This window comes from Micromonospora sp. NPDC127501 (assembly GCF_040302185.1).
Lineage (GTDB): Bacteria > Actinomycetota > Actinomycetes > Mycobacteriales > Micromonosporaceae > Micromonospora.
Genome location: NZ_JBEORJ010000006.1, coordinates 22,160 through 45,204 on the forward strand (window position 1 = coordinate 22,160; position 23,045 = coordinate 45,204).

Below are 23,045 nucleotides of genomic sequence, written 5' to 3' on the forward strand. Positions count from 1 at the left end.
TCCGATCCCCCGGCGGCCTGCGACAGCCGAGTTCAGCGACGGGGCAGCAGCCCTCGTTCGGTCATGTAGGCGCGCAACGTCTCGGCATCCTCGGGGGACATCAGCCAGCGGGGGATCACGGTCGCCGGCATTCGGCCGACGTACACGACCCAGAAATCGCCGGCGTCCCGCACCTGGGCAACCCCGTCCCAGGCGATGCCGCCGGACTCCGAGCCGCTGCGCATCATGATGTTGTCTTCGGTGATGTCGTAGGCGCCCTCGACGGCGTAGCTACCGGAACGGCGTCGGGCGCGCGCCAGCACCCACGGCCGGTACAGCATCGACAGCACGCCGGCCACGACCAGCGCGGTCCACAGCGGCGAACTCCGCTCGCCCCACCCGAACCCCCGCGAGACGACGAGACCGATGACCCCGACCGCCGTCAGGACCGCTCCGATGTAGCCGAATCTGCGTAGCCGGACATTGCCGAGCGCTGCGGCCACCCGGCTCGGGTAGGCGGGATCGGCGGGGACGTCGAAACGGATGTGCACGCCAGAACGATAGTGCCTTCAGCCGCCCCTGACGTCGCCTTGCCCCGCCCCACCGGACAAGCTGCGGGCATCCGGGTGCGGCAGTCTGATGAGGTGAACGCCGACGACGTCCGAGTGCCCCGGGCCCAGGCGGGGTCGAGCCCGCAGCATCTGCTGACGACCCTGCTCGGCGAGTACCTCGAATCCTCCGACGCCGACCTGCCGTCGGCAGCGGTCATCGCGATTCTGCGGGAGTTCGCTGTCAGCGAGTCCAGCGCCCGTGCCGCGCTGTCCCGGCTGGTCAAGCGTGGTCTCATCGCGACGCGGAGGAAGGGCGGGTCGCCGGTCTACCACCTCACGCCGCAGGCGATCGCCAAGCACCGCTCCCGGATGCGGCACTTCCTGAACTTCGGCTCCCACCCGGCGCCCTGGACGGGCGAATGGGTGCTGGCCTCCTTCTCCGTGCCGAACGCCGGCCAGGCGTCCCGTCATGCGCTCCGCAGGTCGTTGACCGCGCTGGGGTTTGTTGGCCTGTACGACAGCGTGTGGATCCGGCCGGGATCCGACGCCGCGCCGGCGCGGGAGGCGCTGGGCGCGCTGCTGCGCCACGTCGAGGGTGCCCGGTGGTCGGTTCTGCACGCCCGGTTCGACGAGGAGGCAGGGCCACACGGGCCGGCCTCCGCGTACGACCTGACCAGTCTCGCGTCCGCGTACTCGAGCTTCATCGAGCAGTACGCGGAGCTGCGGGCAGCCGCGCGCAGCGGGGCGGTGGACCCGGCTCGGGCGTTGGTGGCTCGGACCTCCGCGATGGATTCCTGGCGGAAGTTCGCCGACGTCGACCCGGACCTGCCCCCGCACCTGCTGCCCGAGCCCTGGCCTCGCCGGGAGGCCAGGGAGACCTTCCTGGACATCCACACCGCGCTCGGCTCGCTCGCTCAGGCGCGTCTGGTCGAGGTGGCAACTCCGCACTGGCCGGATGCCGCCTCGTGGATCACCCACTTCCAGGCGTCGAGGGATCCCTCGCGGCCGGAGCCGACCGGCGGAAAGCACGGCAGCGGCCCCCTCGCCGGCTGACGACGTCGCGGCCGGCCAGGGCCAACCGGACATTGACACTTTTCGTTGCGACAGTGATAGTAACTGCATACAGCTCCCATCGGAGCGCCTGTAGGGACCGCGGCCGGGCGGTCGCCGGCGCTGAATGAGCGGGCAGTGGCGACCGAGGGCACGGCCGCCACCAGGCCGCGACGCGCCCACGTCGACCAGATCCGTGGCCAGCGCTGACCACTCTCGTCGGGGCGCGAGTGACACAACCGCCACCGCAGGGAGCGCCACCGTGACTGTTCCTGGAGGATCCAATGAGAAGGCGAGCACAGATCTACGCGGGGCTGGCGGCCGCCATTGTCCCGATCACCTCCGTGATCATGGCGCTCGGCGGGACACCGGCGTCCGCCGCCATCGGCGGTTCCGGCCCCTATCCCGCCGACTACGAGACCTCGGCCACCCTGGCCAACCACACCATCTTCCGGCCGCAGACCCTCCCGTCCGAACGCCTGCCGATCGTCGTGTGGGGCAACGGCGGCTGTTCGGCCAACGGCCTCTCCCAGGGCAACTTCCTCCGCGAGATCGCCTCCCACGGCTTCCTCGCCATCGCCAACGGCGCCCCGAACGGATCCGGTTCCACCACCTCCCAGATGCTCACCCAGTCCATCGACTGGGCGGTCGCGGAGAACTCCCGGCAGGGCAGCAAGTACTACAACAAGATCGACACGAGCAAGGTCGCCGTCGCGGGTTTCTCCTGCGGAGGCCTGGAGGCGTACGCCGTCTCGAACGACCCGCGCGTCACCACGACCGGCATCTTCAGCAGCGGTCTGCTCAACGACGCCGACGACTACCAGCTCAGGAGACTGACCAAGCCGATCGCCTACTTCGTCGGCGGGCCCAGTGACATCGCCTACCCGAACGCCATGGACGACTGGGGCAAGCTGCCCGCAGGCCTGCCCGCCTTCATGGGCAACCTGAACGTCGGGCATGGCGGCACCTACGACCAGGCCAACGGCGGCGAGTTCGGCCGGGTGGCGACTCTCTACTTCAAGTGGCGCCTGAAGGGCGACACCACCGCCGGGCGCACCTTCGTCGGCGCCGACTGCGGTCTGTGCCGCAGCCAGTGGAGCGTCCAGCAGAAGAACCTGACGCTCGACGACGGCACGCCGCCCACCACGCCGCCTCCCACCACGCCGCCTCCCACCACGCCGCCTCCGACCGGTACCCCCGGCTGCACCGCGGTCTACTCCGTCCAGGACCAGTGGAACGGCGGATTCGTCGCAAACGTCAGCGTCACCGCGGGAACGACCGCGCTGACCGGCTGGCGGGTCACCCTCACCCTGCCGAGCGGCGCGTCGGTCAGCTCGCTCTGGAACGGGGTCAGCAGCGGCACCAGCGGGACCATCACGGTCGCCAACCAGAGCTACAACGGGCGACTGGCCGCAGGTCAGGCCACCAGTTTCGGCTTCCAGGGCACCGGCAGCGGCAGCGGCGCCACAGCGAGTTGCACCGGAAGCTGACGCCCCGGGCAGATCGAGTCGTTCGGCGGGGCCGGTGCCCCGGCACCGGCCCCGCCGAGACACAACGGATAGGGGAGACTGGCGCGCATGGCTGATCTGAGCGATGCGAAGGCCGCGCTGCACGACTACCTCCGGGGGAACCGCGAAGACCTCATCTGGAAGCTCGACGGGCTCAGCGAACGGGAGGTCAGGCTGCCCCGCACGGCGACCGGCAACAACCTGCTGGGTGTGGTCAAGCATTGCCTCAACGTCGAAGCCGGCTACTTCGGGCCCACCTTCGGTCGCGAATTCCCGACGCCCGACGAGCTGGTCCCCCTGACAGCGTTCGACGAGGACCCGCAGGCAGACTGGTACGCCCGTGCGGACGAGACGAAGGACGGGCTGATCGACCTGTATCGCCGGGTCGGCGCGTTCGCCGACCAGACGATCGACCAGCTACCGCTCGACGCGCCGGGGCAGGTGCCGTGGTGGCGGCCAGGTCGGCAGGACGTGACGCTACAGCGGATCATCATCCACGTGACCTGCGATCTCGCCCGGCACGCCGGGCACGCCGACATCATGCGCGAACAGCACGACACGGCGATCGGCCTCCGGCGGAACAACAGCGTCATCCCCGACGACTACGACTGGCCGGCGTACGTCAGCAAGCTGACGAAGCTGGCCGACCACTTCGGGTGACCGGGAAAGCTGCGGACGTGCGAGACGACCTCAACGAGATCGAAGCGGCTTTCCTGGGCACACCACTGGCCGGCCTGCCGATCGGGCACGGCCCGTCGGGCACCATCTTCGTCGCCGACGTCGACCCCGACCGTCTGCACGAGGTCTGGCAGGCCGCCGAGGCGCTGGTGCCGGTCATCGGACGCCGGCCCGTCATGGTCACCGACGACTTCGACGAACTGACGATCCGGTCCGAGCCCGAGCAGGGTCCGTCGGAGTCGGAGCTGCGCGCGTTCGTCGAGGCGGCGGCATCCTCCGAACCCTGGCTTGCCTACCGCCACTACAGCGAGGACCAACAGGTCGACGAGGACGAGATCGGGTTCTACGCGCGTGGCACGACCGGCGCCGATCTGACCGACCTGGTGCCGGATGTGGTGCTGCCGACACCGCTCCCGGTGCTGGAGCGGGCGCTGTACGACCGGCTGCTCGCCGACGCCGACCTGCACGCCCAGGTGCTTGGCAACGTGCGGCTCGTGACGCAGACCGACTACTGGTACACGCCGGACAGCGTCCTGCTCATGCTGCTGCCCACCAGCGACGTCCGCGGCTCGGCGTACTGGGTGGACTTCTACGGTGCGCTCACCGAGGAGGATCGGCAGCAGCTCGCCGAGGTGCTGGCGCAGTGGCGGCACCGGTGGGACGCCCGCCTGGTCGCATCGTGGGGCACCATGCTCCAGTTCGAGGTGGGTCGTCGCCCGATGCCGGGCGACGAGGCGTGGGCCGCCGCCGGTCAGCTCAAGGCGCTCGCTCCGAACCTCGAACTGAGCCGATGGGAGGTCGCCGTCGCCCTACCGGCCGGTGACGCGTGGTTCGTCCACAACCGGCCCTGACCACCCGACGACGTGGCCCATCTGGCTACTCCGGTTGCTGGGTTGCTGGCCTCGCGGTCTGCGTGACCCCTTCCTGGCGCAGTTCGAGGACGTAGGGCTGGTCGTCGGTCCGGACGAAGCGGACCTCCAGATCGAGGTCCGGGTGTCGGTAGCGACCGTCCGGGTCCGCCAGGAGCACGACCGGTTGTCCGTTCACGGCGGCGAAGGTCAGCTGGTCGTCGGTGAGTGCGATGTCGATCGGGTAGTCGTCGCGCAGCACGTAGCGGCCCGTGACGTCGGCAGGCGGCGCGGCGGTGATCCTGGTGGCGGCATAGCGACGGTCCGCAGCGGCGCGGATGCTGACCAGCAGCTCCCAGCCATCCTCGGAATTGGTCATCGCCGCCACCGCCGTGCCACTGTCGGGCCACACGTAGGAGAAGCAGGTGTAGCCGACGTTCAACCCGGTGTGTCCGAACCGCCGACGCTCGGTGCGGTCGTCGAGTTCGGTACCGAGGCCGTAGGTGCCGCCAGGAATCTGCGGCGTCCACATCTGGGTGGCCAGGTCGCTGTCGAGCAGCTCCGAACCTCCCGAGAGGGCTCGGGCGATTTCGAGGTCGAGCCGGAGCAGGTCCGTCGGGGTGCTCCACAGTCCGGCCGCGGCCAGCTCCGGTTGCGTTCGCCAGCCGCCCGGAATCCTGGTGCCGCCTCCGTGGTGACCATGCGCCACCTGGTCCGGTCGCTGGTGCGGAAACTGCTGGTCGAAGCTGCTGTCGGCCATGGCCAGCGGTTCCAGCACCAGAGTTCGCAGGAGGTCCTCGAACGGGGTTCCGGTCGCGTCCACCATCAGCTGCTGGAGCACCGAGTAGTGGCTGCCCGAATACCGGAAGCGGCTACCCGGCAGAAGGGTCGGCCGAACCGGTGCGGTAGTCGTCGCGCCGCCGCCTTCCAGGACCTGCAACAGCGACGGGGTGCGATCTGCGGCGTAGCCGCGGTACCAGGTGTCGGACAGCCCGGCAGTGTGCGCCAGCAGCTGTCGTACCGTGATTCCCTGCTGGTCTTCGCGGCCCGGTAGGTGCCACGTGGTGAGGTACTCGCCGATGTCGGCGTCGAGGTCCAGGACACCGGCCTGGGCCAGTCGCAGCGCTCCGAACGCCGCGACATGCTTACTGATCGAACAGGCCGCGAAGGGGGTGCTCCCGGTCACCGGGGTCGACGTCCCGACCGCCAGGACGCCAAACCCTGCCGCCCACACCTGCCCGCTCACGTGGCCGACGGCGATGCTGACGCCCGGCACGTCATAGCTGCTCATCAGCTCGGGCAACGCCGCCGTGTCCGGTGAGAGCAGCCCGGACGACACCTGCCGGTCAAGCTCGCCCAGCAGCGAGACCCAGTCCTGAGGCAAATCCACGACGTCGATTCTCGACCGCGCCCACCGGTGGATCAACTCCCGTCAACCGGCGGGGCTCACGACGGTACGAGAGACCTCCCGGATCAGATCGAGCGGTTCTTCGGTCCAGTGGGAGGCGAGGACGAGTTCCCGGGCCGGGTCGACCCACAGCAGGTGTCGTCCGCCGTTGCCCCGGGCGCTGCGGCCGGTCGCCGGTGCTCCGGGCCACGGCACCTGCTCATCGTTGAGCCACCACAGATAGCCGTACTCCCGTTTGACCGGGCACGGGGCCCAGGACTGGTCGATCCACTCGGCGCTGAGCAGCCGGGTTCCGGCATGGGTCCCCCGGTCCAGGAAGAGCTGCCCGATCAGGGCCAGGTCCCGGGCCGGGACGATCAGTCCTCCGCCCCAGTGCGCGCCGCCGGAGACCACCTCGACCCGGCGTCCGTCGACGTCGACGACGCTCGTCCGGTACCCGTGCCACGACCACCGGTCGGAGGCACCCAGCGGGTCCATGACCCGCTCCCGCAGCACATCCGGCAGCGACCGGCGAAAGAGCAGCGTCAGCGCGTACGCGAGCAGGTTCATCCGTACGTCGTTGTACGCCCACCCCTGGCCCGGCGGTGTGCCGTGCACCTCGGTCCCCTCGCGGAAGCTCTGCGCGTCGACGCTCGTCGGCTTGCCCCACAGCTCGCCCTCCCACTGGCTCGACTGCTGCAGCAGATGACGCCAGGTGATCTGCTCGTTGTGCGGCCCCCGGAACTCGGGGACGTCGACGACCTGGTGCACCGGTTGGTCCGGTGTCAACAGCCCGTCGTCGAAGGCCAGGCCGGCCACCACCGACACGACCGACTTGGTGACGCTGAACGCCATCTCCGGGACGTCCGGGTCGCCCCAGGCCGCGGCCTCCCGACCGCCCACCCGGACGACACCACTGGCTCCACTGGCGGCACGCAGCGGGCCGACGACCTCACGATGGCTGGCGTCGGAGACCTGTGCGGCCAGGTAGGTCTCGATGTCGGCGGCGTCTCTGGTCCACCGAGCGCCGAACTCCTGGACGGTCCGCTCCAGCCGCTGCTGATCCACCGACACGTGACCCATGCCCCGCAGTGTCCAACACCCCCGCTACCGCCACCGCGCATCGTGACCAGCCACATAGGATCGGGCGACCTCGTACGCCGGACCTGAGGAGCGTCCCGTGACCCTGCTGGAGCGTCTGCACCTGGCCGGTATGCGCGAGGTCGTCGCGGTGCAGCCGGTGACCGGCGGGCTCGCGGCTCTCGCGGGCATCGCCACCCGCCGGGATGCCCCGCCGGTGTTCGTCAAGGCATTCGCCGACCCGCCGGCCGACGACGTCTTCGCTGCCGAGGCCGAAGGTCTGGCCGCCCTGCGCGAGCTGGGCGGTGTGGCGACACCCGACGTGATCCTGGCGGATCGGGACGTCCTGGTGTTGTCGGTGTTGAGCGAGAGGCCGCGTAGCGAGGCCTTCTGGGAGCAGTTCGCCCACCTGCTCGCCCACCTGCACCTGAGTACGACCCATCCCCGTTTCGGCTGGCACCACGACAACTGGCTGGGCCGTCGCCGTCAGGTCAACACGTGGAACGACGACGGCTTCGCCTTCTTCGCCGAGCACCGGCTGCTACGTTGGCTCGACGAGCCCCGCGTCGAGGCGGCGCTCGACGCGGAGGACCGTTCCGCGCTGGAACGGCTCTGCGACCGGCTGCCCGACCTGCTGCCGGAGCGTCCCGCGTGTCTGACGCACGGCGACCTGTGGGCTCAGAACGTCCTGGCCACCGCGGACGGAGAGCCGGCGCTGATCGATCCGGCCGTGTCGTACCTGTGGGCCGAGGTCGACCTCGCGCACGTGTGGTCCACCTCGCCCCCGCCCGAGGCGCGACGGATGTTCGAGGTCTACGCGGAGCTGACCTCGCTCGACGCCGACTGGGAGGCCCGGATGCCGGTCATCCAGCTGCGACAGCACCTCGCCGTGCTGGCGCAGTTCGACGACGACTGGGGTGCGGCCGATCAGATCCGCGCCGTCCTGGCCCCGTTCCGGACGCGATCCTGACCGGAGGGCCGGACGCCGACCGCGACGACCGGCCTGGCCAGCCGATCCGTGCGACGGCCGCCGAGACCCGCGCGCGGAGCGAGGGCCGGGCCCTCGATTACGGTGACCCACTGGAATGGGGGTGGGCCATGGCACCGGAGGTGTCGCCGCGAAGGGCCAGGGCGATGCTGGTCACGCTCTCCCTCGCCGCGTTCGCGTTCATCACGACCGAGCTGCTGCCCGTCGGTCTGCTGACCCGCATGGCACCCGATCTGGACCGGTCCCGTTCCCAGGTGGGTCTGCTGGTCAGTGGGTACGCGGTGGTGGTGGTGCTGGCGTCCGTGCCGCTGACCCGACTGACTCAGCGGGTCCCCCGGCGGCACCTGCTCGGCGTCACGATGCTCCTGTTCGCCGTCGCGAACGCCGCCGCCGCGCTCGCGCCGACGTACGCCGTGCTCGCCGGCTCCCGCCTGGTGACCGCCCTCGCCCAGGCGCTGTTCTGGTCCGTCGCCACGGCGACCGTGATCGGGCCGTTCCCGGTCGCGGTGCGCGGTCGGGCGGTGGCGCTGTTCGCGACCGGGGCGACGCTCGCCCCGGTGCTCGGCGTACCCCTCGGCACCTGGCTCGGGCAGCAGGCCGGCTGGCGCGCGGCGTTCGCGGTGCTGGCCGGGATCGGTGTGGCGATCGCCGCAGCGGTGCTGCTCCTTCTCCCCTCCTATCCCCCGGCCGCCGGCGGCGCCGCCCGGGGCAGCGCACCGGACGGCCGGCGCTTTGCCGTCCTGCTGATCGCCACCGCCCTCGGCATCGGCGGCTTCATGACCCTGCAGACCTACGTGACACCGTTCCTGCTCGACGTCAGCGGCTTCGCCGACGCGGTGCTGGCGCCGCTGCTGTTCGTCTCCGGGGCGGCAGGCGTCGTCGGCACCCTGGTCGCGGCCCGGACCCTGGACACCCGGCCGATCGCTTCGCTGTTGACGCCGCTCGCCATCGGCACGGCCTCGCTGCTCGGGCTCTACGCGCTCGGCGCGCTCAAGCCGGGCGTGGTCGCGCTGCTCGCCGGGATCGGCCTCGCCTACGCGGCGTTCGGCTCCGCCGTGCAGAACCGGATGCTGCAACTGGCCCCGGGCAGCACCGACATCGCGTCGGCCGGCGTCAGCACCGCCTTCAACGCCGGCATCGCCGGCGGATCACTGCTCGGCGGTGCCCTCCTGCCCACCTCGGGGGCACGCCCGCTGGCGCTCGCCGGCGGACTGCTGACGCTGGCCGCCCTCACACTGCTCGCCGTGGACGCGCGTCGCGGCCGCGTCGTCGCGCCGGAGCCGACCGCCGCCCCTCCCCCAGCTACGGGCCCGTCCGACTCGCCTGCGGTCGGAAAACCTTCCGGTACGCGCCGGGCGTGACGCCGAGGAGTTGTGTGAACTGAGATCGGAAGTTGCTCGTGGTCGGGAACCCGGTCTGGGCAGCGATCCGGTCGACGGTGTGGTCGGTCGTTTCGAGCAGGTCCTGCGCGTGACGGATCCGTACGCCCGACACCCACTGCATGGGGCTCTGCCCCGTCTCGTCGTTGAACCGACGCGTCAGCGTACGCACGCTCATGTCGGCTGCGGCGGCGATGTCCGCGAGGGTGAGGTCACGGTACGCGTTCGCCTCGATCCACGAGAGCGCCCGTTGCAGGGTCGACATCCGGTAGGTCGCACGGTTCCGAACGATGTACTGCGCCTGCCCTCCCGGACGGTGCAGCGGCGCGACGGCGAGGCGGGCGGCGTCCGCCGCGACGGCCATCCCGTAGTCGCGCTGAACGAGGTGCAGGCACAGGTCGAGGCCCGAGGCCGCTCCGGCGGACGTCAGGATGCTCCCGTTGTCGGTGTAGAGCACGTCGGGGTTCATTCGGACAGCGGGATGCCGTCGGGCGAGCTCGTCCGCGGCGAGCCAGTGTGTCGTCGCGTCCCGCCCATCGAGCAGGCCCGCCTCGGCCAGTGTGAACGCGCCGACGCAGATGGACGCGATCCGCGTTCCGTTCTCCGCTGCGGCCCGCAGGGCTGCGAGGACAACGGACGGCGAGGGCTGCAACGGGTCGTTCCTGCCCGGCACCACGACGAGGTCGGCCCGCTCGATCGCGTCCAGGTCCTCGTCGACGGCCAGGCGCAGCGGACCGGCCTGGACGGACGGTTCGTGGCCGGCGACGACGAGACGGTATCCCGGGCGGCCGTCGGGTAGACGAACGCGACCGAAGGTTTCGATGGCGGTGGCCATATCGAAGGCAATCGCATCCGGGAGCGCGAGCACCACGACCGTGTACATCCCAGCAGAATAAGGCATTTAGGAACTGGCCAGATACAGGCGAAAGATGTCCTGATTGCCATCGCGATCTCATTGGGTGTAGCGCGAGCATGGGTGGACACCTCCACCGGAAGGGACCACTCATGCCTCGACTCCACGCCCAGTTCGTACTCTTCGACGGGTTCGACCCCCTCGACGTCATCGCCCCGTTCGAGGTGCTGACCGCCGGAAGCCAGCTCCTCGGCGGCACGCTCGCCGTGGAACTCGTCTGCGCGGGCGATCCCCGCGTCGTGCGATCCGGCAACCCTCAGATCGCCCTCACCGCAACCGCAAGGCTCGACCCGGACGCACCCGGTTACGTGGTTGTCCCGGGGGCGGTCGGCCCCGTCGAAGGAACCGAGGACGCCGGAGACGACACCATCCCCGTACTCCTGGGCCGTTTCGCATCGAGCGACGCGATGCCCCTCCTCCGTCGCGCGCTCGACAACCCGGACATAACCGTCGCGGCGTTCTGCGGCGGATCACTCGCCCTCGCGATGGCTGGGCTCCTGGACGGCCGCACCGCCACCACGCACGGGCTCGGCATCGACCTGCTCAAGGCCACGGGGGTGAACGCCATCCGCGCTCGCGTGGTGGACGACGGCGACCTGATCAGTGGCGGCGGCGTTACGTCAGGTCTCGACGTAGCCCTCTACCTGCTCGAACGCGATTTCGACCCGCAGACGGCGCACGCGGTGGAGCAACTGTTCGAGTACGAGCGACGCGGGACCACCTGGCGGCTGCCGCGGACGCGCGTGACCGGCGAACGGACCAACCCGTGAGCGCACACCAGATCACCAGTGTCTACGCGGTGATCGGCGTACTCGTTCCCGCCGTCCGCGCGGGTGAGAGGCGGGACAGCAGGTATCCGGTGCCGGCGGCGGCGAGGCCGGCAAGGCCGGCCGCCGCGAAGCCGCCCGCCGGCACGGAGAGGTCGATCGCCACACCGACGAGCGGGGATCCGAGCGCGAACCCGGCGCTCTGCGCCGACGATTGCAGACCCGTCACCTCGCCGCGCACGCCGGGCGGCGCCAGTCGGCTCACCGCGTCGGCGACCGTGCCGAGGGTCGGCGCGGTGAGCAGTCCGCTGCCGACGACGGCCACGCACAACCACTGCCAGTCGTGGGCCAGCCCGGCGGGAATCGTCACGAGCCCGAGCAGGGCGAGCAGCAGCCAGGTGGGCAGTGGCCGGGTCAATGCGCCGTAGATCAGTCCACCGATGACCGACGACACACCGAACACCACGACGACCACGGCGGCCCAGGACACCTGACCCGCCTCCCGCAGGGTGGCGACGATGGCGAGGTCGACGCCGCTGAGAAGCGTCGTCGTCCCGAACGCCATCGTCAGCGCGGCGATCATCCTGGCGCCCAGCCACTGCCGGCGTGGGGGGCGTTCCGCAGCAGCGGCGTCCGCCTCGTTCCGGGCGTGCATCGGTGGGTTGAGCAGGGCGATGCCGACGCCGCCGGCCAGGATCGCGGCGCCGACCGCCCACGCCACCACGTCGGGGGACATCGTCGAGGCACCCAGGATCACCACCGCCGGCCCCACGATGTACGACAGTTCGCCCTGCACCGATTCCAGCGCGAACGCGGCCCGGCGCTGCTGCGCCGTCGTCATCGCGGCGATCGCCTGTCTGCTCACCGCCTGGGCCGGCACCATCAACAGGCCCGCCACGAAGCTGGCGACCAGCAGGAACCCGTACGGCAGGACCGGCACGCCCAGCCAGAACACGACCTGCGCGGTGACTGTCACCAGCAGGACGAGGCGCAGGCCCCGTGAGTCGATCATGCGGCCGAGCAGCGGACCACCCAGCGCCACTCCGGCGGTCAGGGCCGCCGCGACCCCACCGGCTGCCGCGTAGCTCAGCTCCAGGCCGAGGACGACGAAGAGGGTCAGCGCCATCACATCGGCCGTTATCGCGGTGCGGGCGAGCAACGAGACGCCCAGCAGCGGCGCCATCCCTGGCACCGCGAGCACCTGCCGGTAGCTGGTCACCCGATTGACGCTAGTTCCGCCCGCGCGCCATAAGAAGACGCTATTTCGTTGAGGCTGGCATAATGATTGCTTATGGCAAGGGACCTGGAGACCGCCCTGCTGCGGTCGTTCGTCGCCGCCGTGCGGGAGGGCAGCATCAGCCGTGCCGCTACCGCTCTCGGGCAGACCCAGCCCGGTCTCAGCCAGCAACTGCGCAAGCTCGAAACCGTCGTCGGGCGTCCGCTGCTGCACCGGTCGCCGTCCGGTGTCTCGCCGACAGGGGCGGGAGAGGAACTCCTGCCGTACGCCGAACGCATCCTCTCGCTCTCCGCACAGGCACTCGCCGAAACCGGACGCGCGCTCACCGGCCACTGTGGCGTCGGGTTGCTCGAAGACCTCGCCGCGGCCCACCTTCCGCAGGCCCTCGCCGACCTCGCCCGGCTGCATCCCGGGGCGACACTGGAGGTGCTCAGCTGCTCCAACGCCGCCATGCGGGAGGCCTACGACACGGGTCGCGTCCAACTCGTGCTCGACGCGGTACCGGACATTCCCGGGCCGCCGCGCTGGACGGTGCGCGCCCCGCTGGTCTGGGCGACCGGGCAGGGTGTGGACGTGAGCGCCGATCCGCTGCCGGTCGTGCTCTTCTCCAACCCGTGCTCCTGGCGTACGTCGGTGCTGGACGCGCTGGAGCGTGCCGATCGGCGTTGGCGGGTGGCCTTCGAGAGCAACAGCCTGGTCGGGGTGCTCGCCGCGATACGGGCCGGGCTCGGCGTGGCGGCGCTCATGCCCGCGAACCTCGAACCGGTCATGATCTGCCGTGACACGGATGCCCTGCCCGTCCTGCCGGACGTCGAGTTCGGTCTCGCCCGGCATCCACGAACCGAGGGTGATCCTCTGATCGATGCCGTGGAGACGGTGCTCCGTCGCATCGTCTGAGCACTCGCCCTCGCCGTCGGGCCGGCGGTCACCCACTGCCCGCGCTGACGACCGCCATCACGATCAGGGTGCGTCGCCGCCGCTGACTCATCAGCGCGAAACAGGCGGTGAGCACCACCAGCTCCAGCTCGGCCCACTCGCCGGTGACGTCGACGCGGATCGGCCCGCCGCGTCGGCCGGGGAGGCGTACCGCGAGGCGGTGTCCGTCGCGTACCAGCTCACCGCCGCAGCGACCGGGCGCCCAGCGGGCCACCCCGCCGGGCCCCGGCACGTGCGACCCGCCCGGGTCGAGCCGTACCGGCACGCCGTGCTCCCCCCGGGCGGTGAACCCGATGCGTCGGCGGTCGGTCGGTGTGACAGTCCAGCGGTCGGCGCCGGTGCGGATCTCGCCGCACCGCCAGGTCCAGCCGGTACGCAGCAAGGCGCGCGCCGCGGAGTCGAGGACGAAGACCCCGTCCTGTCTGCGGACGGTCAGCGTCGTCATCGGTTCGTCCCTTCCGGGCGCGACCGGGGCAGGCCGAGGATGAGGATGACGCCGACGCTCAGGTGCAGCAGCGCGAGTGCCGCCTTCGCTCCCCCACCGACGCCACTCGGCGGCCCGACCACGAGCGACAGCAGCAGAACGGCGCCCGCGATCGAGGTCCACCAGACGCGGGAGCGGTTGGTGCGGCGTTCCAGCACGGCGAGCAGCGCCCAGCCGGCCAGTGCCGCGACCGCGGCGGCCACGATGACCGCGGCCACCGTGATCTGGCGGGTCGAGTTCGCGGACCTGACCGCCAGGTCGACACCGGCCGCCGAGTGCAGGAGCGCGAACTCGACCACCGCCACCACGATCGCGCCGGCCGCCACCGCGGCCCGTCCCAGGAGAAGGTTGTTCGTCATGGTCTGAGTCTGTGGACCGGGCCGGGTCGGACGCGTCGGTCCAGAAGCCGCGGCGGGTACGTCCGCCGGCGGCTCGGCGTACTACCAAAGGAGGTGGTCCGGCCGGCCGCGAGCCCAGTAGCGTGCGCGGTGTGGATGCGGCGACGTGCGAGGTCAAGCCGCCGCGGACGTGGCGTTCCGTCCCGGTTGCCGCTACGACCGTGGCGGTCGGCGTCCTCGTCGCGACCATGCTGTGGTCCGCCACCCGGTCCAGCTTCGCCGGCCTGATCGGCGCCGACGTCGCGCTGGCGGTGGCCGCCCTGGCCCTCGTTCCGGTGGTCCTCCGCCGACCGTGGATCGGTGGCGTGCTGGCCGGCCTGCTCGTCGCGCTGTCTCCGGTGGCCACGCCGGTGGCCAGCTTCGCAGTACTGTTCATCGCCCGCAGCCGGCCGTTTCGGGAAGCGGCGGCGGTGGCGGCGGTCGGCGTGGCGGGCGAGGCGGTGCAGGCGCTCTGGCGGCCGGTGCCCAGCCTGCCGTACGGGTGGCGGCTGGTGCTGATGACGATCGCCTACGCGGCCCTGCTCGGCTGGGGCACCTGGGCGCAGGCCCGCAACGCCCTGCTGGCGGCGTTGCGGGACCGGGCCCGGCGGGCCGAGCAGGAGCAGGAACGACGGGTCGACGAGGCGCGGGCGGCGGAGCGCAACCGGATCGCGCGGGAGATGCACGACGTGCTGGCCCACCGGCTGTCCCTGCTGGCGGCGGCCGCCGGCGCGATGGAGTACCGGCCGGACGCGCCGCCCGAGCGGCTCAGCGCCGCCGCCGGGGTGATCCGGGCCAGCGCACACCACGCCCTCGACGAGCTGCGCGAGGTCATCACCCTGCTGCGCAGCGACGACACCGAGTCGCCGACCGACGCACCACCCGGGCAGACCCTCGCCGACCTGCCGCGCCTGGTCGACGAGGCGCGGGCCGCCGGCCAGCAGATCGAGGTCGACGACCCGCTCGGCCCGCCGGTCGAGATCCCCGCGACGGTTGGCCGCACCGCGTACCGGATCGCGCAGGAGGCCCTGACCAACGCCCGCAAGCACGCCGCTGGTCAGCCGGTCCGGCTGGTGCTCGGCGGCGCGCCCGGCTCCGGCCTGAGCATCGCGGTGAGCAACCCGACCACGCCCGACAGCGGTGCCACCGGCAGGGCCGGTACCGGCCTGATCGGCCTCGCCGAACGCGCCGCGCTCACCGGCGGTCGGGTCGCCCACCACGTCGACGCCACAGGCCGGTTCCACCTCACCGCGTGGCTGCCGTGGCCGACGTGACGGGTCCGATCCGGGTCGTCATCGTCGACGACGATGCCCTCGTACGGGGAATGCTCACGCTGATGCTCGACGGCGCCGACGGGATCGTCGTGGTGGGCGAGGCCGCCGACGGCGCCACGGCCATCACGGCGGTGGACCGGCACCTGCCGGACGTGGTGCTGATGGACATCAGGATGCCCGGCGTCAACGGCATCACCGCCACCGAGCGCCTGCGCCGCCGCCACCGACCACCCGAGATCATCGTGCTCACCACGTTCGACACCGACGAGCACGTGGTGCGGGCCCTCCGAGCCGGCGCGAGCGGCTTTCTGCTCAAGGACACCCCGCCCGAGCAGATCAGTCAGGCGGTCCGCTCGGTGGCGGCCGGCAACCCGATGCTGTCGCCGGGCGTGACGCGCCGCCTCATGCAGCGGGTCGCGTCGGGGGCCGAGTCCTACGAGCAGGCGCACGAGCGGCTGGCCCTGCTCACACCCCGGGAACGCGACGTGGTGCTGGCCATCGCGCAGGGTCGCTCGAACGCCGAGATCGCCGGCGAACTGCTGATGAGCGTGACGACGGTGAAGGCCCACGTCTCACACATCCTGACCAAGCTGGATCTCGACAACCGCACCCAGATCGCCCTGCTCGCCCACGACGGTCGGCTCCTCTGACGGGGAGGGGTCAGGCCAGCACCGCTGGCAGGACGAGCAGGGCGAAACGGATCACCCGCCCGGAGAGGCAGGCGACGGCGAACTCCCAGCGTCGAAGGCCCGCGGTGCCGGCGGCGAGGCTGACGACGGCCAGCGGTGGAACCCCGACCGCGGCGGAGGCCAGCACTGTCGGTAGGGCGGTGCGGCGGCGGGAGAGCCAGCGTCGGATCGGCTCCGTCCACCGCGCGGCCCGAGCCGCCGCGCGACCTGACCTTCCCCGTTTCGCGACCTTCTGGGCCAGTCGCCCCGACCCGCGACGCGCCGACTCGAACAGCAGCAGTTTGCCGACGGTCTGCCCGAGCGCCAGGGCGACCACCACGGCGACGAGAGCGTGGCCGCCGCGTTGCCCGGCGACCACGGCGTAGGCCTCGGCGTTGACGATCGGGACGAGCGCCGAAGCGACACCGTAGCCGAGCGCCACCACGGCCTCGGCGAGGCTGCTCATGCCCGGCCGTCCCGTTCGAGCAGCCGGACCACCGCTGCGACCGACCACAGCTTCACCGCGACGACGGCGACGGCGACGGCCAGCGCGAGGAGGTACTGCCCGAACGCGATGGCACCGATGACCCCGGCGGTGTTGGCGACCTTGGCCACCGGCGACCAGTTCAACGCCCACACCCGCCGGTCGACCAGGTGGAAGTGGTTGGGGCTCAGCAGCGGCCAGCACAGGAACGCCAGCGACAGCATGGTGTCCAGCACCAGGAACGAGAGCAGGAAGACCACTGCCACGACCGCGACGTCCGGCACGAGGGAGACCAGGCCCACGCAGAGTACGGCGGTGCACGCGCGGTCGCTCACGATGTCGAAGACGGCCCCGGCCCGGGTCTCCTGTCCGAGCCGGCGGGCGGCCCAGCCGTCGAGCACGTCGCCGATCCAGTAGATACCGTACGATACCGCCATCAATGCCACCGACCCGGCGACGAGGGCCACGATACCGACGGTGACAGCGGCGACCGTGCGAACGGCGGTGATGTAGTTGGGAACCGTACGAAGCGGGCCGACGGTGATGGCGGCGCGGGAGTCGACGAGAGTCACCTCCGCAGAGTCGTCCGGCGGGAGTCTTCGCGGAACGTGCCGCGGTGCCGATCTGGTTCCGAGGGCGGTACCGGGGTGCCGGCCGATCCGGTACCTGGGTACTGGCCGGCCTTCCGGCTGGTCACGGAGACTGTGCGGGTGACGACTGGAATCCGCGAACGGTTGCGCGACCCCGAGCGGGTGCGCCGGCTCGCGTACGCCGCCGTGGTTTTGATCATCGCCGCGGTGGTCACCACCGTCGAGGACGGCGTGTCCGTGCCGTCGGGCTGGGCGTGGCTGGTGCTGCCGGTCGGCCTGGGGGCTACGGCGCTGCGCCCCCGCTACCGAACCCTCGTCTTCGCGGTCTGCGCGGGGTTCGTGGCGATCGTGAGCACCGGCGAGTCGGTGCAGTTGGGCCTCGCGGCCGCCGGCCTGGTGTTCGTCTCGGTCTGCGAGGACCCGGCCCGCCACCCGTGGCTGGGGTGGGTGGGCGGCTTGGTCGGCGCGGCGGGTGCCCTGACCACCGCGCTGCTCAACGGACGAGGGCTGTACGAGCAGCCGTTCTTCTTCGTGACGGCCGGCTATCTCCTGGCGATCCTGTTGCGATCGTGGTCACGCGGTCGCGCCCTGACCCGGGAGACGGACGACCTGCGCGGCCAGGCCGCCTGGCTCGAACAGCGCACCAACCTGGCCCGCGAACTGCATGACGTGGTCGGCCACCACGTCACCGCGATGGTGGTGCAGGCCGAGGCGGGCCAGCTCAGTGACGACCCGGGGGCGGCGCTGCGGGCGATCGCGGGCAGTGGCCGCACCGCACTGAGCGAGTTGGACACGCTCGTCGTGCACCTGCGCGATCCGGACGCGTCGATCGCGGTGAGTGCGCCACCGCGCCTGTCCGACATCGACGAGCTGCTCGCCCAGCCGCTGCGCCAGCAGGGCGTGACGGTGCGGGTCCAGCTGGACCCGGAGCCGGGCCTGGACGAGATCGGCGTGTTGACCGCCTACCGCATCGCCCAGGAGGCCCTCACCAACATCGCCCGCCACGCCAAAGCCACGGCGGCCTGGGTCGAACTGGTCCGCGTCGGCGACCACGCCCGCCTGCGGATCAGCGACGACGGCATCGGGCCGCCCCGCGCACCCACCAGCGGCTCGGGCCTGCTCGGCATCGGGGAACGCGTTTCCGCGCGCGGCGGGAGCTGGGAGCTGAGCCAGCGCCCCGGCGGCGGCACCGTGGTGCAGGCCAACCTGCCGGTGGCGAACAGATGATCCGCGTCGCGATCGCCGACGACCAGGAACTGGTCCGGGACGGCTTCAGCCTGATCCTGCGGTCCCAACCCGACATCCAGGTCGCGGCCGAGGCGGCGGACGGCCGGCAGTTCCTCGACGCCGTACGTCGGGACTCCCGCATCGACGTCGCCCTCGTCGACATCCGCATGCCGGTGCTCGACGGCCTGCAAGCCACCCGCGAGCTGGCCACGCTCCCGCACGCCCCGGCCGTCATCGTCGTCACCACCTTCGACGACGACGCCTACGTCCTGGACGCCATCGCCGCTGGCGCACGAGGGTTCCTGCTCAAACGCTCCAGCGCCCGTGACCTGATCGCCGCGGTGCGCACCGTCGCGGCCGGCGAGGCGGTCCTCTCCGCCGAGGTCACCGGCGCCGTACTCGACCGGGTCCGTACGACCGGCCCGGCCTCCCGCGTGGAGTTGGCGGCCTACCAGCTGACCGCTCGGGAGACCGACGTGCTCGCCCTGATCGGCGCCGGACTCAACAACAACGAGATCGCCGAACGCCTCTACCTGTCCATGAGCACCGTCAAGACCCACGTGACCAACGTGCTTGCCAAGACCGGCAGCCGCGACCGCGTACGGGCCGCCATCCTGGCGATCCAGGCCGGCCTCGCACCATGACCGGAACCAGCCGGCGGGCTCGACCTGGGCGCCTTTGTCGCCGAGCAGGCTCGCCGGCTAGGTTGCGGACGTGGATCAAGGGGATATCGACGACGTGATCGACCGCTGCGTCGTGCCGTTCTACCTCGACATGATGGGAACCAACGCCGTCAGGTACGGGCAACCGTTGACAACGGCACTCGCCGAAGCGAGCCGAGGTGTCACCCCAGCCCAGGTGACGGCGCTCCTGCGGGACGGCTGGCGTCCACAGGTCATGGGTGCCTGGTATTCGGTGGCGGTCGCCGGACCCGAGGTGACCATCGCCGTCCTGCACGCCCTCGCCACATCGCAGGGTGCCCTCGACGCGCCGTCACTCGCGACAGCAGCAGTTGTTCTGGCCGGCCCCGAGGCCATCGAAGCCCTCGAGAGGTACTTCGCCGCAGACCAGGCAAGGGGTTGGGGAGCGAGTGGGATCATCGCCGCCGCAGCGCACCACGTCCGTCGTCACCACCACGTCGCCACCTCGCTCCCAGCGCCGAACAAGACGGACCAGGACACTTTCGCGGCTCTGCTCGACATCGCACGTCGGCTGCAAACCGCCTGCCGCGATGACGCTGGGCTACCCGGTGAACCCCCGAACACCAACCAGCCGCGGAGCAGTGAGCGATGACCAACCTGGTACGAGGGCTCAGCCTGCTGCTGATCTTCCTACTGGAACTCGCCGTGCTCGCGGTCGGCGCACGCTGGGGCTGGGCCCTGGACGCACCCGTCGTCGTCCGAGTGGTAGCTGCCATCGTCGTGCCGCTGCTGCTTGCCGGGCTCTGGGGTGCGCTCGGTTCGCCACGGGCCCGGGTGCCGCTACGCCCACCGGCCAAGCGCGCGTTCCAGGCCGGCTGGTTCGTGCTCGGCGGCGGGATGCTCGCCCTGCTCGGGCAGCCGTGGCTCGGCCTCGCCCTGGTCGTCGTCTGGGTGGCCGTCACCATCCTGGTACGCCGCGACGCCTGACTCCGGGGGTCGTAGGGTTGCGGTATGGCACAACGACTCGTCAGCGTATGGCAACCGTTCTTCCTTGCTAGCGAGAGCCAGGGCGCGGCCATCGACGCCGCGACCGAGTTGGAGGACCTCGGCTACTCACGAATCTGGTTCTCCGGTGGTTTCGGCGAGAACGTCGCACCCCGCTTCCGGGAGATCCTGGACGGGACCACCCGCATCGGGGTCGCGACCGGGATCGTGAGCATCTGGCACTCGTCGCCAGACGAGGCGGCGGCGTTCGCCAAGGACGCGGAGCAGGCGCATCCCGGCCGGTTCCTGCTCGGTCTCGGCGCCAGCCACGCGGTGGTGGTGGAAAGCGGCGGCACCGACTATCGCAAGCCGTACTCACGGATGGTGCAGTACCTCGACGGCCTCGACGCGGCCGGGCTTCCGCCCGAGCGGCGCATCCTGGCCGCCCTGGGCCCGCGGATGCTCGAACTCTCCCGCGACCGCTCGACCGGGGCGCACCCCTACTTCGTCCCTGCCGAGCACACCGCCGAAGCGCGGGCGGCAATCGGACCCGACCGGCTGCTCGCCCCCGAGGTCGCGGTGGTCCTCGACGGGGACGCCACCACCGCGCGCGCCACCGCCCGCCAGTACACGAGCGGGTACCTCGCACTGCCGAACTACACCAACAACCTGCGGCGATTCGGCTGGACCGACGAGGACTTCGCCGACGGCGGCAGTGACCGCCTCGTCGACGCCCTGATCCCGTGGGGCAGCGTCGAGAAGGTGGTGGCCGGGTTGGAGAAGCACTACCAGGCCGGCGCGGACGAGGTGGCGATCCAGGTGCTCAACGGCGGCGACGACACGGCGTTCCCCTCCGACGCGTTCCGCGCCCTCGCCGCAGCCCTGATCTGACTGTCGAAAACCAGTCTCTTCCCGGCGCCGACACCCCGGATGTCTTGGTCGATGGTGTCTCCGGCTGCCCACCACATCGGTGAAGTTCGAGGATGACACGGCGGGTAGACACGGGCCAGCCTGCCTGCTGAAGATCCTCGTTGTGGGTCAGCACCTGGTCGTCTTCCCCAACTGGGTGACGACACGACCAGCGATCGCTTTCTTGGCCGCTGACCTTGCGTGACGGCTACGAGCCATGTCAATGTTCTTGTCACACGGGGGTGTGGTTGCGGCGCGGGAACGCCGCAACCACGTGCGCCCCCACCTCCCCTCGATCAAGGAGGTTTCCATGCGGGGCAGAAAAATCTTAGCTGGTCCAGAGAGGCACTTCTCCATCGCCCCATCCGGACCAGGTTCCCTGATCGGCGCCTCAGCGTCGGCGACGACCGCAAGTAGTCGGCTACCCACCAGGTCCAACAGGTGGCTTGACCTCGGTCCAGTTGTTGCACCATCGCCGACCTGATCTCCCCAGCGGTTCGACGATCCCTTGCGGGCGGAAACGGGTCAATCCGCACACAGCGGCTCCGGCATGCGCTTCGAATCTCAACGTTCCTATCTCCGTTCCGGCCACGTAACTTGTGCCGATGAGGGCTCGTGTAACGACCCACCGTCGATGTGCAGCTGGCGCCCCTCCTGACGCAGAGGCAAATCCGGCTGGGCTCATTGACGCCTTGATGCTGGGCGCCAGCACCGTCCAGGGAAGCGCCCGATCGCCGACCATTGAGGCACGTCGAAATATAGCCACCTCGCGATAACGACATGGCTCGCAGTCGGGGGATGCCCGATCGACTGCCCGGATTTGAGCGCGAGGTCATTGCGCACGACCTGCGCAATGACGAGATAGGCCGAACAAACCATCCGGAGTCGTCGCACCGGCACGCACTGCGCGTCCCGCGGCGGACTCCAGCATTGGCATGCCTACCAACCGCCCCTCTCCGGAGGAGACGCAGGAGTCGCGTATTGGTGACGCCAAAAGCCGACGAGTGACTTACGTCACATTGGTCGGGTCAACAGCAGTTGTCGGGCGGTGCTAGCGTCAAATCAATCCACGGGGGTGAATAAAAATCGTCGATGTCGTGACTCAGAACCAGGGCCGATTGAAGTGGCGAGCCATGTGCCATCACCGGCAGGGTGTTGGCGCAATAACCCCCACAAAGAAGGGGATACATTTATGCGATCAACAACGCGACTAGCATGGAGCGCCTTCGCGGCCGTGCTCTTCGTCGGCACGATCCAAGCCCCAGCCTCGGCCGATCCGGCGCCGGTGGGATCCGATTCGGGCTACGTGGTTGTCGAGCAGGATGGCGCCGGCGTGGTCTCCGTGCCGGACACATCGCTCGAAACGGCAAAGGAGAAGGAGGCGTGGCTCGCCGAGCGCGACCAAGGTTTCCAGACCTCGGCCACGACCCTCAAGAGCAATGGCAGCAAGTCTGTCTCCGGCGGATACTTGAACGTCGTCGGATCCTCCTCTCTCACCAGTGGGTGTGGCGTGTTCAGCTGCTGGCGGAAGTTCGGCAGCAACTGGGGAGACTTCAGCTGGATCGGATCCGGGAACGTCAGCACCATTCAGGGCTCCCTGAAGTGGTGGCTCTCCGGCGTCAACGTCACCTTCAGCCTGCCGGCTGGTGCTGGCTTCTCGGCCGCGGGAAGTGGCATCGTCTGGGAGCCGGCCGGCCTCAACAACGCCTGGCACGAGCACCTCGACTACCCCGCCAATGTTCAACTGAACGCCACCATCGTCAACAATGCCTACTTCACCGCCCAAGCGGACTTCCTCAAGGGCGGCACCTGGTATCACGTACAAGGGAACTAATTAACCTAGTCCCATTCACGGCAATGACGTAGAGAGGTTGCAGGAAGTGGCTGCGCGCAAGACTATCTTCGGACGGCGGAGTGTGCTCGCTTGGGCTAGTCTTGCCGCAGTCCTTCTCGCTGGGTTCATCTGGATCGACGGAAAGATCGAGCAGAGAACGGCTGCGGACCAAAGCGTCGATGTAGCTAGCGGCAATCCGATGGCGCAACATCCGCAGGAGCTGCTTCACTCGGCGTGGGCAACTAACGGAAGCGTAGGTTTCTTCGTCGATG

Annotated in this window: 25 protein-coding genes; 16 read left to right on the top strand and 9 right to left on the bottom strand. The window is 70.4% G+C overall.

The features are described 5' to 3' along the window. Positions 1 to 32: 32 nt before the first annotated feature. The gene (locus ABTW72_RS15290) at positions 33 to 530 is read right to left on the bottom strand and encodes a YcxB family protein (RefSeq protein WP_350859027.1); all 498 of its coding nucleotides are present in this window, start codon (positions 528 to 530) and stop codon (positions 33 to 35) included. Positions 531 to 623: 93 nt separating this feature from the next. Here ABTW72_RS15290 and ABTW72_RS15295 point away from each other — a divergent pair, with 93 nt between their 5' ends. The 4 genes from ABTW72_RS15295 (at position 624) to ABTW72_RS15310 (ending at position 4,617) form a co-directional block, all read left to right on the top strand. Further along, complete coding sequence (locus tag ABTW72_RS15295; protein ID WP_350859029.1) at positions 624 to 1,583, top strand: PaaX family transcriptional regulator; 960 nt, start codon at positions 624 to 626, stop codon at positions 1,581 to 1,583. A gap of 281 nt (positions 1,584 to 1,864) precedes the next feature. Continuing rightward, entirely contained in the window at positions 1,865 to 3,070 is a 1,206-nt protein-coding gene (locus tag ABTW72_RS15300) for a cellulose binding domain-containing protein (protein ID WP_350859032.1), read from the top strand. An 87-nt stretch (positions 3,071 to 3,157) separates the two neighbouring features. Then, positions 3,158 to 3,748, top strand: a complete 591-nt coding sequence (locus ABTW72_RS15305; RefSeq protein WP_350859035.1) for a DinB family protein — start codon at positions 3,158 to 3,160, stop codon at positions 3,746 to 3,748. Positions 3,749 to 3,765: 17 nt separating this feature from the next. Further along, positions 3,766 to 4,617, top strand: coding sequence for a DUF4253 domain-containing protein (locus ABTW72_RS15310; RefSeq protein ID WP_350859037.1), 852 nt, complete (start codon positions 3,766 to 3,768; stop codon positions 4,615 to 4,617). 25 nt (positions 4,618 to 4,642) lie between these two features. On the opposite strand, the gene ABTW72_RS15315 is transcribed toward ABTW72_RS15310, so the two are convergent. Both ABTW72_RS15315 and ABTW72_RS15320 read right to left on the bottom strand, forming a co-directional pair. Beyond that, positions 4,643 to 6,004, bottom strand: coding sequence for a serine hydrolase domain-containing protein (locus tag ABTW72_RS15315; protein ID WP_350859040.1), 1,362 nt, complete (start codon positions 6,002 to 6,004; stop codon positions 4,643 to 4,645). Between the two features lie 42 nt (positions 6,005 to 6,046). After that, positions 6,047 to 7,084 carry a serine hydrolase domain-containing protein gene (locus tag ABTW72_RS15320; protein ID WP_350859043.1) on the bottom strand — a complete coding sequence of 346 codons (1,038 nt, stop codon included), beginning with the start codon at positions 7,082 to 7,084 and terminating at the stop codon, positions 6,047 to 6,049. Between the two features lie 97 nt (positions 7,085 to 7,181). Here ABTW72_RS15320 and ABTW72_RS15325 point away from each other — a divergent pair, with 97 nt between their 5' ends. Next, positions 7,182 to 8,051: a fructosamine kinase family protein gene (locus tag ABTW72_RS15325; RefSeq protein WP_350859046.1), complete on the top strand. Its 870-nt coding sequence runs from the start codon at positions 7,182 to 7,184 to the stop codon at positions 8,049 to 8,051. A 128-nt stretch (positions 8,052 to 8,179) separates the two neighbouring features. Beyond that, positions 8,180 to 9,430 (top strand): MFS transporter, encoded by a 1,251-nt coding sequence (locus ABTW72_RS15330; protein ID WP_350859048.1) that lies wholly within the window; start codon positions 8,180 to 8,182, stop codon positions 9,428 to 9,430. On the opposite strand, the gene ABTW72_RS15335 is transcribed toward ABTW72_RS15330, so the two are convergent. After that, positions 9,372 to 10,349, bottom strand: a complete 978-nt coding sequence (locus ABTW72_RS15335) for a GlxA family transcriptional regulator (protein ID WP_350859051.1) — start codon at positions 10,347 to 10,349, stop codon at positions 9,372 to 9,374. The two genes, ABTW72_RS15330 and ABTW72_RS15335, sit on opposite strands and share 59 nt — an antisense overlap. A gap of 104 nt (positions 10,350 to 10,453) precedes the next feature. On the opposite strand from ABTW72_RS15335, the gene ABTW72_RS15340 reads away from it, so the two are divergent. Continuing rightward, positions 10,454 to 11,131, top strand: a complete 678-nt coding sequence (locus tag ABTW72_RS15340) for a DJ-1/PfpI family protein (RefSeq protein WP_350859053.1) — start codon at positions 10,454 to 10,456, stop codon at positions 11,129 to 11,131. Between the two features lie 22 nt (positions 11,132 to 11,153). On the opposite strand, the gene ABTW72_RS15345 is transcribed toward ABTW72_RS15340, so the two are convergent. Beyond that, on the bottom strand, positions 11,154 to 12,347 hold the full coding sequence (locus ABTW72_RS15345) for an MFS transporter (protein ID WP_350859056.1): 1,194 nt from the start codon (positions 12,345 to 12,347) through the stop codon (positions 11,154 to 11,156). Positions 12,348 to 12,419: 72 nt separating this feature from the next. On the opposite strand from ABTW72_RS15345, the gene ABTW72_RS15350 reads away from it, so the two are divergent. Beyond that, positions 12,420 to 13,262 carry a LysR family transcriptional regulator gene (locus ABTW72_RS15350; protein WP_350859059.1) on the top strand — a complete coding sequence of 281 codons (843 nt, stop codon included), beginning with the start codon at positions 12,420 to 12,422 and terminating at the stop codon, positions 13,260 to 13,262. Between the two features lie 28 nt (positions 13,263 to 13,290). On the opposite strand, the gene ABTW72_RS15355 is transcribed toward ABTW72_RS15350, so the two are convergent. Then, complete coding sequence (locus tag ABTW72_RS15355) at positions 13,291 to 13,746, bottom strand: hypothetical protein (protein ID WP_350859062.1); 456 nt, start codon at positions 13,744 to 13,746, stop codon at positions 13,291 to 13,293. Next, on the bottom strand, positions 13,743 to 14,144 hold the full coding sequence (locus tag ABTW72_RS15360; RefSeq protein ID WP_350859064.1) for a DUF6069 family protein: 402 nt from the start codon (positions 14,142 to 14,144) through the stop codon (positions 13,743 to 13,745). The genes ABTW72_RS15355 and ABTW72_RS15360 overlap by 4 nt, the downstream gene beginning before the upstream one ends. A gap of 131 nt (positions 14,145 to 14,275) precedes the next feature. Here ABTW72_RS15360 and ABTW72_RS15365 point away from each other — a divergent pair, with 131 nt between their 5' ends. Together ABTW72_RS15365 and ABTW72_RS15370 are read left to right on the top strand one after the other, a co-directional pair. Next, positions 14,276 to 15,436, top strand: a complete 1,161-nt coding sequence (locus ABTW72_RS15365) for a sensor histidine kinase (protein WP_350859067.1) — start codon at positions 14,276 to 14,278, stop codon at positions 15,434 to 15,436. Next, complete coding sequence (locus ABTW72_RS15370; RefSeq protein WP_350859069.1) at positions 15,424 to 16,086, top strand: response regulator; 663 nt, start codon at positions 15,424 to 15,426, stop codon at positions 16,084 to 16,086. Before ABTW72_RS15365 ends, ABTW72_RS15370 begins: the two co-directional genes overlap by 13 nt. 10 nt (positions 16,087 to 16,096) lie before the next feature. On the opposite strand, the gene ABTW72_RS15375 is transcribed toward ABTW72_RS15370, so the two are convergent. Both ABTW72_RS15375 and ABTW72_RS15380 read right to left on the bottom strand, forming a co-directional pair. Next, positions 16,097 to 16,570 (bottom strand): VTT domain-containing protein, encoded by a 474-nt coding sequence (locus ABTW72_RS15375; RefSeq protein WP_350859072.1) that lies wholly within the window; start codon positions 16,568 to 16,570, stop codon positions 16,097 to 16,099. Continuing rightward, the gene (locus tag ABTW72_RS15380) at positions 16,567 to 17,160 is read right to left on the bottom strand and encodes a CDP-alcohol phosphatidyltransferase family protein (RefSeq protein WP_350859075.1); all 594 of its coding nucleotides are present in this window, start codon (positions 17,158 to 17,160) and stop codon (positions 16,567 to 16,569) included. The genes ABTW72_RS15375 and ABTW72_RS15380 overlap by 4 nt, the downstream gene beginning before the upstream one ends. 138 nt (positions 17,161 to 17,298) lie before the next feature. On the opposite strand from ABTW72_RS15380, the gene ABTW72_RS15385 reads away from it, so the two are divergent. The 6 genes from ABTW72_RS15385 (at position 17,299) to ABTW72_RS15410 (ending at position 22,773) form a co-directional block, all read left to right on the top strand. Then, on the top strand, positions 17,299 to 18,405 hold the full coding sequence (locus tag ABTW72_RS15385; RefSeq protein WP_350859078.1) for a sensor histidine kinase: 1,107 nt from the start codon (positions 17,299 to 17,301) through the stop codon (positions 18,403 to 18,405). Beyond that, complete coding sequence (locus tag ABTW72_RS15390) at positions 18,402 to 19,049, top strand: response regulator (RefSeq protein ID WP_350859081.1); 648 nt, start codon at positions 18,402 to 18,404, stop codon at positions 19,047 to 19,049. The genes ABTW72_RS15385 and ABTW72_RS15390 overlap by 4 nt, the downstream gene beginning before the upstream one ends. A gap of 70 nt (positions 19,050 to 19,119) precedes the next feature. Next, positions 19,120 to 19,698 (top strand): DUF6000 family protein, encoded by a 579-nt coding sequence (locus tag ABTW72_RS15395; RefSeq protein ID WP_350859083.1) that lies wholly within the window; start codon positions 19,120 to 19,122, stop codon positions 19,696 to 19,698. Then, complete coding sequence (locus tag ABTW72_RS15400) at positions 19,695 to 20,033, top strand: DUF2568 domain-containing protein (RefSeq protein WP_350859085.1); 339 nt, start codon at positions 19,695 to 19,697, stop codon at positions 20,031 to 20,033. The genes ABTW72_RS15395 and ABTW72_RS15400 overlap by 4 nt, the downstream gene beginning before the upstream one ends. A gap of 24 nt (positions 20,034 to 20,057) precedes the next feature. Further along, a complete protein-coding gene (locus tag ABTW72_RS15405; protein ID WP_350859087.1) occupies positions 20,058 to 20,921 on the top strand; it encodes an LLM class F420-dependent oxidoreductase in 864 nt (287 codons plus the stop codon). A 1,252-nt stretch (positions 20,922 to 22,173) separates the two neighbouring features. Next, positions 22,174 to 22,773: a hypothetical protein gene (locus tag ABTW72_RS15410; RefSeq protein ID WP_350859090.1), complete on the top strand. Its 600-nt coding sequence runs from the start codon at positions 22,174 to 22,176 to the stop codon at positions 22,771 to 22,773. Positions 22,774 to 23,045 lie beyond the last annotated feature (272 nt).

Coding starts and splice junctions, on each gene's coding strand:
- ABTW72_RS15390 (WP_350859081.1), top strand. CDS start 18,402: ATGATCCGCGTCGCGATCGCCGACGACCAGGAACTGGTCCGGGACGGC.
- ABTW72_RS15320 (WP_350859043.1), bottom strand. CDS start 7,084: ATGGGTCACGTGTCGGTGGATCAGCAGCGGCTGGAGCGGACCGTCCAG.
- ABTW72_RS15355 (WP_350859062.1), bottom strand. CDS start 13,746: ATGACGACGCTGACCGTCCGCAGACAGGACGGGGTCTTCGTCCTCGAC.
- ABTW72_RS15360 (WP_350859064.1), bottom strand. CDS start 14,144: ATGACGAACAACCTTCTCCTGGGACGGGCCGCGGTGGCGGCCGGCGCG.
- ABTW72_RS15375 (WP_350859072.1), bottom strand. CDS start 16,570: ATGAGCAGCCTCGCCGAGGCCGTGGTGGCGCTCGGCTACGGTGTCGCT.
- ABTW72_RS15335 (WP_350859051.1), bottom strand. CDS start 10,349: ATGCCTTATTCTGCTGGGATGTACACGGTCGTGGTGCTCGCGCTCCCG.
- ABTW72_RS15350 (WP_350859059.1), top strand. CDS start 12,420: ATGGCAAGGGACCTGGAGACCGCCCTGCTGCGGTCGTTCGTCGCCGCC.
- ABTW72_RS15340 (WP_350859053.1), top strand. CDS start 10,454: ATGCCTCGACTCCACGCCCAGTTCGTACTCTTCGACGGGTTCGACCCC.
- ABTW72_RS15400 (WP_350859085.1), top strand. CDS start 19,695: ATGACCAACCTGGTACGAGGGCTCAGCCTGCTGCTGATCTTCCTACTG.
- ABTW72_RS15305 (WP_350859035.1), top strand. CDS start 3,158: ATGGCTGATCTGAGCGATGCGAAGGCCGCGCTGCACGACTACCTCCGG.
- ABTW72_RS15405 (WP_350859087.1), top strand. CDS start 20,058: ATGGCACAACGACTCGTCAGCGTATGGCAACCGTTCTTCCTTGCTAGC.
- ABTW72_RS15300 (WP_350859032.1), top strand. CDS start 1,865: ATGAGAAGGCGAGCACAGATCTACGCGGGGCTGGCGGCCGCCATTGTC.
- ABTW72_RS15330 (WP_350859048.1), top strand. CDS start 8,180: ATGGCACCGGAGGTGTCGCCGCGAAGGGCCAGGGCGATGCTGGTCACG.